This window comes from Neisseria sp. DTU_2020_1000833_1_SI_GRL_NUU_006 (assembly GCA_032388755.1).
Classification (GTDB): Bacteria; Pseudomonadota; Gammaproteobacteria; order Burkholderiales; family Neisseriaceae; genus Neisseria; species Neisseria sicca_C.
Genome location: CP135593.1, coordinates 2,001,162 through 2,013,363 on the forward strand (window position 1 = coordinate 2,001,162; position 12,202 = coordinate 2,013,363).

Sequence of the window (12,202 nt, forward strand, 5' to 3'; positions counted from 1 at the left end):
AAAAACGGATTGTAACCGATAGCGGCAAAGGTCGTCTGAAAAACAGGTTCGGACAAATCCATCCTATTCCCGATACTCAAACGCCGCACCTAAAAACTGGGCCAACGCCGAAACATGGGAACGCTGCGGATTCTTGACGGCGGTCAGCAGCCATACCCTGCCGTTTTGCTTCTCCAACTCAAGCAGGCGGGCTACGGCGCGCTGTTGCACCTCACCCTGCAATTCTTCGTGATAGCGCGTAACGAAGCCGTCGAAATTCTGCTCCGGGTTTTCATGATACCAACGGCGCAGGGCGGTACTCGGCGTAATGTCTTTGAGCCAGAGGACAGAGGCGAACTTTTCCTTCGTCACCCCGCGCGGATAAAGGCGGTCGATAAAGACGGCGGTTTGTCCGTCTGCGGGGAGGTAACGATAAATGCGTTGTACGGTAAACATCGTTTTTCTGCTCCTATATCTTGGGTTCAATCAAACGGCACCGAGTCCTTTCAGACGACCTTCCACCCTCAAACGTCGTCTGAAACCCGTTTCCACTCCAATGCCAAATCGTACAAGGCTTTTTTGCCTTCGCCGGTAATTTTGGCGGCAAGTTCGGCAGCCTGCTTGGTAGGCAGTTCGGCAGCGAGGATTTTCATAACGTTTTGCGCGGCTTCGGGCAAGGTATCGTGTTTTTCACGGGGAGCGGGATGGAGGATGAGCACCATTTCGCCGCGCGCCTGATTGCCGTCGTTTTTCAGGGTCGTCTGAATTTCAGTAACCGTGCCGCTGAGGAAGGTTTCGAAGGTTTTGGTGATTTCTCGGGCAAGGGTCAGGCTGCGTTCAGGGAAGAGAGCCGCCATGTCGGCAAGGGTGGCTTCGATGCGGTGCGGGGTTTCAAACATCACGACGGGGAAATCAGCCTGCGCCCATTTGGCAAGTAGCTTCTGCCGTTCGCCGGATTTCGGCGGCAAAAAACCGTTGAAGTAGAAATTGGGTTCGGTAACGCCTGCGACGCTCAATGCACCCATGACCGCGCTCGCGCCAACAACGGGGACGACTTTGAACCCTGCCTCGCGCACGCGGCGGGCGAGTTTCGCCCCCGGATCGCAGACGGCGGGCGTCCCTGCGTCGGAAACTTGTGCGACAGTGAGGTCGTCTGAAAGATGGTTGATGATTTTGTCCGCCATTTGCTGTTCGTTATGCTCGCGCACGCTGACGAGTTTGCCCTGTATGCCGTATGCACTCAGAAGCTGTGCGGTAACGCGCGTATCTTCGGCGCAGATGATGTCGGCTTTTTGCAGGACGGCGAGCGCGCGCAGTGTGATGTCCGCCAAATTGCCGATGGGCGTGGCGACAACGTATAATGTCCGTTTTTCAATACTGTCGGCGGCTTTTTGAAGGTGTTTTTGAAACATGGCTTTATCAGGTCGTCTGAAAACAATATAACGATATTATACGGGGTAAACCTCCATGCGTCTGAACCACAAACAAGGGGTGGCGGGCGAAGATGCCGCGCTAGCGTTTCTTCTTTCGCAAGGCTGCAAACTCGTGGCGCGTAACTGGCACTGCGCTTACGGCGAAATCGATTTGATTGTCAAAAACGGTAACATGATTCTGTTTGTTGAAGTAAAATACCGCAAAAATCAGGGTTTCGGCGGTGCCGCATACAGTATTTCGCCGTCTAAGTTATTGAAACTGAAACGGTCTGCGGAGTATTATCTGCAACAAAACGGCATGACGGATACCGCGTGCCGCATCGATGCGGTGCTGATAGAAGGAAACCGCCCGCCCGAATGGATAAAGAATATTACAGGTTGACGATATGACGACTTTACAAGAGCGCGTTGCCGCCCATTTCGCCGAAAGCATCCTTGCCAAGCAGGAAGCTGAAAAAGTGCTGGTCGAGCCGACCGCTCAAGCGGCGGAACTGATGCTGCAATGCCTGATAAACGACGGCAAAATCTTAGCCTGCGGCAACGGCGGTTCGGCTGCCGACGCGCAGCACTTCGCCGCCGAAATGACCGGACGCTTTGAAAAAGAGCGGATGGAACTTGCCGCCGTCGCGCTGACGACGGACACTTCCGCGCTGACCGCCATCGGCAACGACTACGGCTTTGACCATGTGTTCAGTAAACAAGTGCGCGCGCTCGGACGTGCCGGCGACGTTTTGGTCGGCATCTCCACCTCCGGCAACTCCGCCAACGTTATCGAGGCCATCAAAGCGGCACACGAACGCGATATGCACGTCATCGCCATGACCGGCCGCGACGGAGGTAAAATCGCCGCCATGCTCAAAGACACCGATGTACTGCTCAACGTCCCATACCCGCGCACCGCCCGCATTCAGGAAAACCATATCCTGCTGATACATGCCATGTGCGACTGCATCGACTCCATGTTGCTTGAAGGAATGTAAGCCTTTTTCAGACGACCTCTTTTAAAGGTCGTCTGAAACATATCCGCCGAACTCATCATCAAGGAAAAAAATATGAACATCAAACGTCATACCGCACCCGTTCTGACCGCCCTCCTCCTCAGCCTGACACTCAGCGGCTGTGTCGGCGTACTCCTCGGCGGCGCGGCAGTCGGCACCAAATCCGCCGTCGACCGCCGCACCACAGGCGCACAAACCGACGACAACGTAATGGCAGTGCGCGTCGAAACCACTGCCCGCTCCTACCTGCGCCAAAACAACCAAGTGCAGGGTTACACCCCCAAACTCAACGTCGTCGGCTACAACCGCCACCTGCTGCTGCTCGGACAAGTCGCCACTGAAGGCGAAAAACAATTCGTCGAACAAATTGCCCGCGCCGAGCAGGCCGCCGAAGGCGTGTACAACTACATCACCGTCGCCCCTCAAGGACGTACTTTCGGCGACATAACCAACGACACATGGGGTACATCCAAAGTCCGCACCGCCCTTTTGGGCCTCAAACCCGCCACACAGGCTCGTGTCAAAATCGTAACTTACGGCAACGTTACTTACGTCATGGGCGTACTGACACCCGAAGAGCAAGAGCAGGTAACCCGCCGCGTCAGCACTACCGTCGGCGTACAAAAAGTCGTTACCCTGTATCAAAACTACACCCAACCCGAATAACGCAGCCCTAATCCAGAGGGCGGGAACAACATCCCGCCCGTCCCCATCCACCTTTTCACACATCGATCTATGTCCAAAAAACAAAACGAATCTTTCCAACTCAAACCTAAACACCTTATCCGCGCTGCTTTCGTCATTTCCATCATCGCCATCGGCGCACTGATTGTCGGCGTTATCGGTACGCTCAATACCAAACCCGACACCAGCAACACCCAATCCGCCCAAACCGCGCCCAAAGACGAAGGTGTGGAAGTTTGGCGTCCGAACGGCACCGTCGAACCGAAAAAAATCATAGTAGGCTCTGAAGACAAAACAAACGAACAAGAAAAAACCGCTTCTCAAAACCCCGTTATTCCGCCGCAAAACCAATCCGAAAACCGTCGTGCCAAAGCACAGCCTGACAATAAGAAAAATAAAGATAAAAACAACGACCAGCACGACCAAATACCGCCCGCGCCGACAGAAACAGCGGAAACCAAAGCCAAACCTGCCCAAAGTACCCCTGCGGAGCAGCCTCAAGCCCAAGCTCCCGCCCAACCTGCCAAAACCGAAGTACACGAAACGAAGGGCGAACCCAAACCCACGCCGCAACCTGCTCCCAAGCTGGCTCAGCCTAAACCCGCTCAACCTAAACCGGTTCAGCCCAAACCTCAGTCCAAAGATGTCATGGACAATCTGTTTTAACCAGACAACCCGCCGGCCTGCGGCCGCCTTATCCGTAATCTGCATCCTCTTCCCTTTCAGACGACCTTTGTGCCGCAACAAGGTCGTCTGAAACCATCAAGGAAACAACATGAACGAAATCATCATCAAAACCCCCGAAGAAATCGAGAAAATGCGCGAACTGGGCAAACTCGTCGCCGAAGCCCTCGACTACATCGGACAATTCGTCAAACCCGGCGTAACCACCAACGAAATCGACAAACTCGTTTACGACTACCACGTCAACGTCCAAGGCGGCTATCCCGCCCCCCTGCACTACGGCAACCCGCCCTATCCCAAATCCTGCTGCACTTCCGTCAACCACGTCATCTGCCACGGCATTCCCGACGACAAGCCGCTCAAAGAAGGCGACATCATCAACATCGACCTGACCATCAAAAAAGACGGCTTCCACGGCGACTCCAGCCGCATGTTTACCGTCGGCAAAGTCTCCCCCATTGCCCAACGCCTGATTGACATCACCCACGAATCCATGATGGCGGGCATCGCCGCCGTCAAACCCGGCGCAACCTTGGGCGACATCGGCTACGCCTGCCAACAAGTTGCCGAAAACGCAGGCTATTCCGTCGTACAAGAATTTTGCGGCCACGGCATCGGACGCGGTTTTCACGAAGCCCCGCAAGTCCTGCACTACGGCAGAAAAGGACAAGGCGTCGTCCTAAAGCCCGGCATGATTTTCACCATCGAACCGATGATCAACCAAGGCAAACGCCACCTGCGCATCCTAAACGACGGCTGGACGGTCGTGACCAAAGACCGATCCCTCTCCGCCCAATGGGAACATGAAGTTTTAGTGACAGAAACCGGCTACGAAATCCTGACTGTCAGCCCGGCTACCGGCAAACCCTAATCTGTCAAACCATCCCGCCTGCAATACAAAAAGGTCGTCTGAAAACTTGGAAATCACGTTTTCAGACGACCTTTTTATCTTTCAGACTTTATCTTTCAGGTTCAATCAACCTTTAGTACGCTCCAACAGCTCTTCAGCCAAGGCGAGGTAGGCTTTGGTGCCTTTGGCGTTGGCGTCGTAGGCGAGCGCGGGCATGCCGTGGCTGGGGGCTTCGGCGAGGCGGACGTTGCGGGGGATGACGGTTTGGAACATCAGGTTGCCGAAATGTTGGAAAAGCTGTTCGCTGACTTCGACGACGAGGCGGCTGCGGCTGTCGTAGAGGGTGCGGACGATGCCGGTGATGTCGAGGCACGGGTTAATTGCCTGACGGATTTTGCGCACGGTGGCGATGAGGTCGGAGATGCCTTCGAGGGCATAGTATTCGCACAACATGGGGACGATGACGCCGTTGGCGGCGACGAGTCCGTTGAGCGTGAGCAGGGTCAGCGAAGGGGGGCAGTCGATGAGGACGAAGTCGTAGTCGTTTTCGACGGTTTGCAGGGCGTTTTTGAGGCGGATTTCGCGGGCGATTTCTTGCACCAGCTCGATTTCGGCACCGGCAAGCGCGCGGTTGGCGCCGAGTACGTCGTAGCTGCCGCCCCCGCTGCGGACGACGGCGGTTTTGATGTCGGTATCGCCCAATACGACTTGGTACACGCCTTCTTCGAGGCGGGCTTTGTCTATGCCGCTGCCTGTGGTGGCGTTGCCTTGCGGGTCGAGGTCGATGACGAGGACGCGTTTGCCTTTGGAGGCGAGCGATGCCGCAAGGTTGACGGTGGTGGTGGTTTTGCCGACGCCGCCTTTTTGGTTGGCGACGGCGAGGATTTGTGCGCTCATGTTTTTGCTGCTGTCGGATGGATTAATGGAGGAATTTTAACGTTTTTTGCTTGAAATGGGTATAAGGTCGTCTGAAAAGGCAGCGGCGGCGGGCAGAGGCGTCTTTGTCGCATTTCTGCCTGAGTTTCGGTAAATTCTCTTTAAATCCAGACAAGGCGGGGTATGCCGGCTGACTTAAAGTGAACTTGCTATACAATATGCCGTTTATTTAACTGCCCTAGAGATATACCGTGAAAAAATCTTTCTTTGCCCTGATGCTTGCCGCTGTTTTGCCTGCTGCCAATGCGGCTTCGGTTGCCGAATTGGAGGAAAGAATCGAAGTTTTGGAAGCCCGCGTCGCCAGCTTGGAACGCATTATCTTATCGGGTTCGCGCAACCCGAATCGGTTTTATGTGTGCAGCGTCAAGCCGTTCCAAAAGTTGTTTGAGGCTTCGGGGAAAAACGAATGGGAAGCGCGCCGCGCCGTCCGCCGCGCCTGCAATGCGGAAACTTCAACGATGTTCTGCGAAGATTCTGCCATCCGTTGCGAAAAATACGAATAACGCGATTTGAAAAATAAGGGTTTTCTTTTTTACCTGCAACCTGCCTTCTTACCCGTCCGGCGGGAGAGGGCTGGGGAGAGGGTGAATCTACGCGCTGCAAGAATTTGTTTGACCTAAACCCACAAAACCACCCCCATCCTAACCTTCCCCCGCCGGCGGGGGAAGGGATAAGTTACCGTTGCAGCAACCCGTAGCGTGGGCTTTGCCCAAGAGATAAATAACAGACACGGTTTCCCGATTCGGGTTGTCAGATAGTGGATTTCGAAGGCAAGGCCCGCGCTACAAATTTGAGTTATCCCAAACCTGCGTTGATTGAATAAAAGGTCGTCTGAAAACGAACGTGAACGGGTCTCTCTAAAAACCCTGATCTCAAAGTTTTCAGACGACCTATTTCAACAGGTTTTTCAAAGCCAAGCGCACGCCTTCGCCGACTTCCGTGCCTTTTGGAATGCCTTTGATGGCGGCTTTTGCTTCGCGTTCGTTATAACCCAGCGCAATCAGGGTGTTGACGATGTCGTCCGTTTCGTCGGCGGCAGGCGCGGCGGTGAAAAGCCCGTCGGCAGCGGTATGGGAAACCAGTTTGCCGCGCAGTTCCAAAACCATGCGTTCGGCGGTTTTTTTGCCGATGCCGGGCGCGGAGGACAGGCGTTTGATGTCTTCGTCGGCAACCGCGCGGGCAAGCTCGTCGGCGGACATGGCGGAGAGTATGCCCAGCGCGGTTTTCGCGCCGATACCGCTGACTTTGACCAACTGGCGGAACGTCGCCCGCTCGTCGGCAGTCGCAAAGCCGAACAATAAATGCGCATCTTCACGGACGACAAGCTGGGTGTAAAGCTGCACGGTTTCGCCCAAGGCGGGCAGGTTGTAGAAAGTCTGCATGGATACGTCGGCTTCGTAGCCGACGCCGTTGACGTCAATGACGATTTGCGGCGGGTTTTTCTCGATGAGCCTGCCAGTCAGTCTGCTGATCATGGGGATTCCGTTAGGGGGTTGGGTAAAAAGGCCGTCTGAAACATAGATGCCGATTGGCAACAGGGTTTCAGACGACCATGATTGTAGCAGTTTCTCAAGGGCGCATCGGCCAAACTGCGTTGCGGCAAAGGTCGTCTGAAACCTGAATCTTGGTTTTCAGACGACCTTTCGCGTATGGATAAGGTTTAATCTTATTTGCCGATGCAGAAGCGCGAGAAAATCACGCCCAGCAAATCGTCGGCGGTGAATTCGCCGGTGATTTCGCTGCACGCGTTTTGGGCGAGGCGCAGGTGTTCGGCGAAAAGCTCGATTTGGTTGTTGTCGCAGAGGGCGGCATTTTCCAGCTCGGTTTCGGCTTCGTGCAAGGCGTTGAGGTGGCGGCTGCGGGCGAGGAACAGGCTTTCGCTTTCGCCCTGCCAGCCGACTTCCTGCAACAGTGCGTGTTTGAGCAAGTCGAGACCCGCGCCGGTTTTGGCGGACAGGCTGATGACGGTGTCCGCGCCGGTTTGCGCGAGGCCGTCTGGACGGACGGCGACGGGTTCGCCGGTCAGGTCGGCTTTGTTGTGGATTTCGATTTTTTTCAAACCTGAGGGCAGGCTGTTCAAAATGGCTTGGGTTTTGGCGTTCACACCTTCGCGCGGGTCGATGAGAATCAGGGCGACATCGGCTTCGGAAACGGCCTTGCGGCTGCGTTCGATGCCGATTTGTTCGACCACGTCGTCGGTTTCGCGCAGGCCGGCGGTGTCTATAATGTGAATGGGCACGCCGTCGAGGGTGATTTGTTCGCGCACGGTGTCGCGGGTGGTGCCGGCGATGTCGGTTACGATGGCGATGTCGTCGCCCGCCAAGGCGTTGAGCAGGCTGGATTTGCCGACGTTGGGCGCGCCGACGAGGACGACGTTCATGCCTTCGCGCAAAATCGCGCCTTGTTCCGCGCTGGCGAGGACGGTTTTCAGACGACCTTGCAGGGCTTGGAGCTTGCCGCGCGCGTCGGCGGCTTCGAGAAAGTCGATGTCTTCTTCGGGGAAGTCCAGCGTGGCTTCGACCAGCATCCGCAGGGTGATGAGGTCGTCCACCAGCTCGTGTATGTGTTGTGAAAACGCGCCTTTGAGCGAACGCAACGCCATGCGTGCGGCAGACTTGCTGGAGGCGTCGATGAGGTCGGCAACGCTTTCGGCTTGGGCAAGGTCGAGTTTGTTGTTGAGGAAGGCGCGTTTGGTAAATTCGCCCGGCTCCGCCATACGCGCGCCCAGTTCGAGGCAGCGCGAGAGCAGCATGTCCATCACGACGGGGCCGCCGTGTCCCTGCAACTCAATCACGTCTTCGCCGGTAAAGCTGGCGGGGGCGGCGAAGTAGAGCAGGATGCCGTTGTCTATCGGCTGCCCGTCGCCGCCGAGGAAGTCGGTGTAAAGCGCGGTACGCGGTTTGGGCGTTTTGCCGCCGCTGAGGGTTTGCGCCAAAGGCAGCAGGTTTTTGCCGGAAAGACGGATCACGCCGACGCCGCCGCGTCCGGGTGCGGTGGCGATGGCGGCGATGGTGGGTTGGGATGCGGACATGGCTGGCTCGTATCGGGAATTTAATGGACGGTATTATATAGTGATTTCACAATGATAAAGGTCGTCTGAAAACGGGAGACAGGCGGGATTTATTTGCTACCGTAGCGAATCGGTAAAAAGAAAGAAATTGCCGAATTTCTAGAAAGAAGTGTGGAACAGACGCCGGGCAAGGCTCGAAATCACTTGCACACGCTCTCGGACACCCTGTCGGGTAGGCTGCGGTATCGGGATTTTCATTGCTTTTCCGACGTCTGCACGGGATAATATAAGTAGATTAAATTTAAATCAGGACAAGGCGACGAAGCCGCAGACAGTACAGATAGTACGGCAAGGCGAGGCAACGCCGTACTGGTTTAAAGTTAATCCACTATATCATGATTACATTCAGAATAAACAATATTTCGGAAGGACAAAACCCGCTTCTTAAATTTCAAAGCAGGCAACCTTCTGTCAGTTTCACGACAAAGCTAAAGTCATAGGATTTTATAATCTCCAATCTCGGCAATCATCATAAGCTATTTCATTTCCATCAATCCGAATCACAAAAGGTCGTCTGAAAACAGGAGATTTAAAGTTTCAGACGACCTTTTGTATCGACATTGCCGCTGACGCAAATCAAGTGCAGGCAAATCCCGCCTTTACCGATGCGCCCCGTTCGCGGATAATTGAGAACATTCCCATTTCCGTTTCCAACCTTCACAAAGGATACATCATGGCATTTCTGAAACTGACCGAACAAAACGTGCAGGGCAAAACCGTCCTCATCCGCGCCGATATGAACGTGCCGTTCAAAGACGGCAAAATCAGCGACGACACCCGTATCCGCGCCTCGCTCGCGTCCATCAAATACTGCCTGGACAACGGCGCGTCCGTTATCGTGATGACCCACCTCGGCCGTCCGACCGAGGGCGAGTTTCATCCTGAAGACGATGTCGCCCCCGTTGCCGCGCACTTGGGCAGCCTGTTGGGCAAAGACGTGAAAGTATTGAACGACTGGCGTGAAAACAAACCCGCTCTGAACGCGGGCGATGTCGTCATGCTGCAAAACGTGCGCATCAACAAGGGCGAGAAGAAAAACGATTTGGAACTGGGCAAAGCCTATGCCGCTTTGTGCGACGTGTTCGTCAACGACGCGTTCGGCACCGCCCACCGCGCCCAAGCCTCGACCGAAGCCGTCGCCCAAGCCGCGCCCGTTGCCTGCGCCGGCGTATTGATGGCGGGCGAACTCGACGCCTTGGGCAAAGCCCTGAAACAGCCCGCGCGCCCGATGGTGGCAATTGTCGCCGGCAGCAAAGTGTCCACCAAACTGACCATCCTCGAATCTCTGGCGGACAAAGTCGACCAACTCATCGTCGGCGGCGGTATCGCCAACACCTTCCTGTTGGCGGAAGGCAAAGCCATCGGCAAATCGCTGGCGGAACATGATTTGGTGGAAGAATCCAAAAAAATTATGGCGAAAATGGCGGCCAAAGGCGGCTCCGTACCGCTGCCGACCGATGTCGTCGTTGCCAAAGCCTTTGCCGCCGATGCTGAAGCAGTCGTGAAAGACATTGCCGACGTTGCCGAAGACGATATGATTTTGGACATCGGCCCGAAATCCGCCGCCGCACTTGCCGAACTGCTCAAAGCCGCAGGCACGGTGGTGTGGAACGGTCCGGTCGGTGTGTTCGAGTTTGACCAGTTCGCGGGCGGCACGAAAGCCCTTGCCGAAGCCATCGCCCAAAGCAAAGCGTTCTCGATTGCGGGCGGCGGCGACACGCTGGCGGCGATTGCCAAATTTGGCGTTACCGACCAAATCGGCTACATCTCCACCGGCGGCGGCGCGTTCCTCGAATTCTTGGAAGGCAAAGAGTTGCCAGCCGTAGCCGCTTTGGAAAAACGCGGCGCGTAAGCGGTTTGACGTAAAAAAGAGGTCGTCTGAAAACCTATTTTTGGGGGTTCAGACGACCTCTTCTTCTTTTCGCGGATTATTCCGCCGCACGGTTCAGTGCCGAACGAATCAGCATCTGCGTGCCGAACCAGCCCCAGTAAATGCGGTGATGGACGATTTTTCCGCCGGCAATCTGCATGAGTTCCAAAATATCCACTTGATCGCCGCCGGGCGTTTCGCGCGGGTATTCCCAAACCAGCGTGTCCCCCGTCGTGAAATGCGTGCCGTTGCGATACCAGCGTACCAGTTCATTCGGTCGGCGGCGCGTTCCTTCTTCTAAAAAAGCCAGAATGTCGGCTTTGCCGCGCAAAATGCCGCTTTGCTGCTGCATGATAAGGGGAACGAGCGGGCTTTCGAAAACGGCGTTGTCATCATACAGGCCGATCAGTCGGGTGGTGTCGCGGTTTTTGGCAAACTCGTGCCAGTCGTTGTAAATGCGTTCGAAATCGTTCATGACAGTAATTTTTCGGTCAGGTTGTTTGCCGGAGCCCTAATTTTTCCGCGCAGTAACAAATTCCGCCAAGAGCCGCAAATGCAGGGCTTTTGCGCCGAAGGGTTCGAGCAGGGCGGCGGCTTCGGCGGTCAGGGTTTCGGCGTAGGCGCGGGCGGCTTGCAGGCCCATCAGTTTGACGTAGGTCGGTTTGTCGTTGTCGCTGTCTTTGCCGGCGGTTTTGCCTAGGGTGGCGGTGTCGGCTTCGCAGTCCAACACGTCGTCGATGACTTGGAATGCCAAGCCGAGTTTGGCGGCGTAGTTGTCCAAGGTGCGGACGTCGTCTGAATTCAAATCGGGGCAGGCAAGCGCGCCCAATACGACGGCGGCGCGGATGAGGGCGCCGGTTTTGAGGCTGTGCATCTGCTCCAACTGCGCCTGATTCATGGCTTTGCCGACGTTGGCAAGGTCGATGGCTTGTCCGCCCGCCATGCCGAGGCTGCCGGATGCTTTGGCGAGCGTGGACAACATGGCGATTTGGCGTTCGGCGGGCAGTCCGGTCGGACGGCTCAATACGTCGAAGGCTTGGGTTTGCAGCGCGTCGCCGACTAAGAGGGCGGTGGCTTCGTCATATTTCACATGGCAGGTCGGTTTGCCGCGCCGCAGGCTGTCGTTGTCCATGGCGGGCATGTCGTCGTGAACCAAGGAATAGACGTGTACCATTTCGATCGCCGCCATGGCTTGTTCGACGGCGTTTTGGTCGGCATCGCCCAATTCGGACGCGGCGAGCACCAAGAGCGGGCGCAGCCGTTTGCCGCCGCCGAGGGTAACGTAACGCATGGCTTCGTGCAGCGTGTGCGGCACTTGGTTTTCAGACGGTAGGAAACGCTCCAGCAGCAATTCGGTCTGCGCTTGGGCTTTTTGCTGCCATGCTTTCAATTCATTCGCCGGGTTCAAGGTTCAACTCCTTCAGTTCGCCCGCGTCCAATACTTGCAGTTTTTGTTCGACTTCCGCCAACTTGGTTTGGCAGTATCTGACCAGCTCGTTGCCTTCCTGATAGGCTGCCAAAGCGTCTTCCAGCGGCATTTCGCTGCTTTGAATGGACTGGGTCAGGGTTTCGAGGCGGGCGAGGGCTTCTTCAAAGGATTTGGGGGCTTTTTTCATGATGATGCGGGCAAAAAATCAAAGTGGTATTGTAGCATTTTATGGGCTGCTTCTTGGACGGGAACGGAAAAAGGTCGTCTGA

15 protein-coding genes and 1 pseudogene are annotated in these 12,202 nt (G+C 55.7%); 8 read left to right on the forward strand and 8 right to left on the reverse strand.

What is annotated here, in order from left to right:
- Nucleotides 1-63 precede the first annotated feature (63 nt).
- The gene (locus RSJ68_09815) at nt 64-435 is read right to left on the reverse strand and encodes a DUF488 family protein (GenBank protein ID WNU96713.1); all 372 of its coding nucleotides are present in this window, start codon (nt 433-435) and stop codon (nt 64-66) included.
- Nucleotides 436-503: 68 nt separating this feature from the next.
- Nucleotides 504-1,391, reverse strand: coding sequence for a 16S rRNA (cytidine(1402)-2'-O)-methyltransferase (gene rsmI / locus RSJ68_09820; GenBank protein WNU96714.1), 888 nt, complete (start codon nt 1,389-1,391; stop codon nt 504-506).
- Between the two features lie 55 nt (nt 1,392-1,446).
- On the opposite strand from rsmI, the gene RSJ68_09825 reads away from it, so the two are divergent.
- The 5 genes from RSJ68_09825 (at nt 1,447) to map (ending at nt 4,649) form a co-directional block, all read left to right on the forward strand.
- Complete coding sequence (locus RSJ68_09825; protein WNU96715.1) at nt 1,447-1,794, forward strand: YraN family protein; 348 nt, start codon at nt 1,447-1,449, stop codon at nt 1,792-1,794.
- Between the two features lie 4 nt (nt 1,795-1,798).
- Nucleotides 1,799-2,392, forward strand: a complete 594-nt coding sequence (locus RSJ68_09830; protein WNU96716.1) for a phosphoheptose isomerase — start codon at nt 1,799-1,801, stop codon at nt 2,390-2,392.
- A 72-nt stretch (nt 2,393-2,464) separates the two neighbouring features.
- On the forward strand, nt 2,465-3,076 hold the full coding sequence (locus RSJ68_09835; protein WNU96717.1) for a BON domain-containing protein: 612 nt from the start codon (nt 2,465-2,467) through the stop codon (nt 3,074-3,076).
- Nucleotides 3,077-3,145: 69 nt separating this feature from the next.
- The gene (locus tag RSJ68_09840) at nt 3,146-3,760 is read left to right on the forward strand and encodes a hypothetical protein (protein WNU96718.1); all 615 of its coding nucleotides are present in this window, start codon (nt 3,146-3,148) and stop codon (nt 3,758-3,760) included.
- A 109-nt stretch (nt 3,761-3,869) separates the two neighbouring features.
- Complete coding sequence (map, locus tag RSJ68_09845; protein WNU96719.1) at nt 3,870-4,649, forward strand: type I methionyl aminopeptidase; 780 nt, start codon at nt 3,870-3,872, stop codon at nt 4,647-4,649.
- A gap of 105 nt (nt 4,650-4,754) precedes the next feature.
- Here map and RSJ68_09850 read toward each other — a convergent pair whose 3' ends face one another.
- Complete coding sequence (locus tag RSJ68_09850; protein ID WNU96720.1) at nt 4,755-5,525, reverse strand: AAA family ATPase; 771 nt, start codon at nt 5,523-5,525, stop codon at nt 4,755-4,757.
- A gap of 254 nt (nt 5,526-5,779) precedes the next feature.
- On the opposite strand from RSJ68_09850, the gene RSJ68_09855 reads away from it, so the two are divergent.
- Nucleotides 5,780-6,067, forward strand: a complete 288-nt coding sequence (locus tag RSJ68_09855; GenBank protein ID WNU98391.1) for a hypothetical protein — start codon at nt 5,780-5,782, stop codon at nt 6,065-6,067.
- Between the two features lie 387 nt (nt 6,068-6,454).
- On the opposite strand, the gene ruvA is transcribed toward RSJ68_09855, so the two are convergent.
- Nucleotides 6,455-7,039 (reverse strand): Holliday junction branch migration protein RuvA, encoded by a 585-nt coding sequence (ruvA, locus tag RSJ68_09860; protein ID WNU96721.1) that lies wholly within the window; start codon nt 7,037-7,039, stop codon nt 6,455-6,457.
- 191 nt (nt 7,040-7,230) lie between these two features.
- Complete coding sequence (gene mnmE, locus RSJ68_09865) at nt 7,231-8,595, reverse strand: tRNA uridine-5-carboxymethylaminomethyl(34) synthesis GTPase MnmE (GenBank protein WNU96722.1); 1,365 nt, start codon at nt 8,593-8,595, stop codon at nt 7,231-7,233.
- Nucleotides 8,596-8,863: 268 nt separating this feature from the next.
- Here mnmE and RSJ68_09870 point away from each other — a divergent pair.
- A pseudogene (locus tag RSJ68_09870) lies at nt 8,864-8,968 on the forward strand (IS5/IS1182 family transposase).
- A 339-nt stretch (nt 8,969-9,307) separates the two neighbouring features.
- The gene (locus RSJ68_09875; protein ID WNU96723.1) at nt 9,308-10,486 is read left to right on the forward strand and encodes a phosphoglycerate kinase; all 1,179 of its coding nucleotides are present in this window, start codon (nt 9,308-9,310) and stop codon (nt 10,484-10,486) included.
- A 76-nt stretch (nt 10,487-10,562) separates the two neighbouring features.
- Here the strand turns inward: RSJ68_09875 and RSJ68_09880 are convergent, their stop codons facing one another.
- Genes RSJ68_09880 through RSJ68_09890 form a run of 3 tightly spaced genes read right to left on the reverse strand, consistent with a single transcriptional unit; the run spans nt 10,563 to nt 12,120 of the window.
- Entirely contained in the window at nt 10,563-10,979 is a 417-nt protein-coding gene (locus tag RSJ68_09880) for a nuclear transport factor 2 family protein (protein ID WNU96724.1), read from the reverse strand.
- Between the two features lie 36 nt (nt 10,980-11,015).
- Nucleotides 11,016-11,912 carry a polyprenyl synthetase family protein gene (locus RSJ68_09885; protein ID WNU96725.1) on the reverse strand — a complete coding sequence of 299 codons (897 nt, stop codon included), beginning with the start codon at nt 11,910-11,912 and terminating at the stop codon, nt 11,016-11,018.
- A complete protein-coding gene (locus tag RSJ68_09890; protein WNU96726.1) occupies nt 11,896-12,120 on the reverse strand; it encodes an exodeoxyribonuclease VII small subunit in 225 nt (74 codons plus the stop codon). The genes RSJ68_09885 and RSJ68_09890 overlap by 17 nt, the downstream gene beginning before the upstream one ends.
- Nucleotides 12,121-12,202 lie beyond the last annotated feature (82 nt).

Bases quoted from the DNA above. Each gene is read 5' to 3' on its own strand.
- RSJ68_09815 (WNU96713.1), bottom strand. From the start codon at position 435: ATGTTTACCGTACAACGCATTTATCGTTACCTCCCCGCAGACGGACAA.
- rsmI (WNU96714.1), bottom strand. From the start codon at position 1,391: ATGTTTCAAAAACACCTTCAAAAAGCCGCCGACAGTATTGAAAAACGG.
- RSJ68_09825 (WNU96715.1), top strand. From the start codon at position 1,447: ATGCGTCTGAACCACAAACAAGGGGTGGCGGGCGAAGATGCCGCGCTA.
- RSJ68_09830 (WNU96716.1), top strand. From the start codon at position 1,799: ATGACGACTTTACAAGAGCGCGTTGCCGCCCATTTCGCCGAAAGCATC.
- RSJ68_09835 (WNU96717.1), top strand. From the start codon at position 2,465: ATGAACATCAAACGTCATACCGCACCCGTTCTGACCGCCCTCCTCCTC.
- RSJ68_09840 (WNU96718.1), top strand. From the start codon at position 3,146: ATGTCCAAAAAACAAAACGAATCTTTCCAACTCAAACCTAAACACCTT.
- map (WNU96719.1), top strand. From the start codon at position 3,870: ATGAACGAAATCATCATCAAAACCCCCGAAGAAATCGAGAAAATGCGC.
- RSJ68_09850 (WNU96720.1), bottom strand. From the start codon at position 5,525: ATGAGCGCACAAATCCTCGCCGTCGCCAACCAAAAAGGCGGCGTCGGC.
- RSJ68_09855 (WNU98391.1), top strand. From the start codon at position 5,780: ATGCTTGCCGCTGTTTTGCCTGCTGCCAATGCGGCTTCGGTTGCCGAA.
- ruvA (WNU96721.1), bottom strand. From the start codon at position 7,039: ATGATCAGCAGACTGACTGGCAGGCTCATCGAGAAAAACCCGCCGCAA.
- mnmE (WNU96722.1), bottom strand. From the start codon at position 8,595: ATGTCCGCATCCCAACCCACCATCGCCGCCATCGCCACCGCACCCGGA.
- RSJ68_09875 (WNU96723.1), top strand. From the start codon at position 9,308: ATGGCATTTCTGAAACTGACCGAACAAAACGTGCAGGGCAAAACCGTC.
- RSJ68_09880 (WNU96724.1), bottom strand. From the start codon at position 10,979: ATGAACGATTTCGAACGCATTTACAACGACTGGCACGAGTTTGCCAAA.
- RSJ68_09890 (WNU96726.1), bottom strand. From the start codon at position 12,120: ATGAAAAAAGCCCCCAAATCCTTTGAAGAAGCCCTCGCCCGCCTCGAA.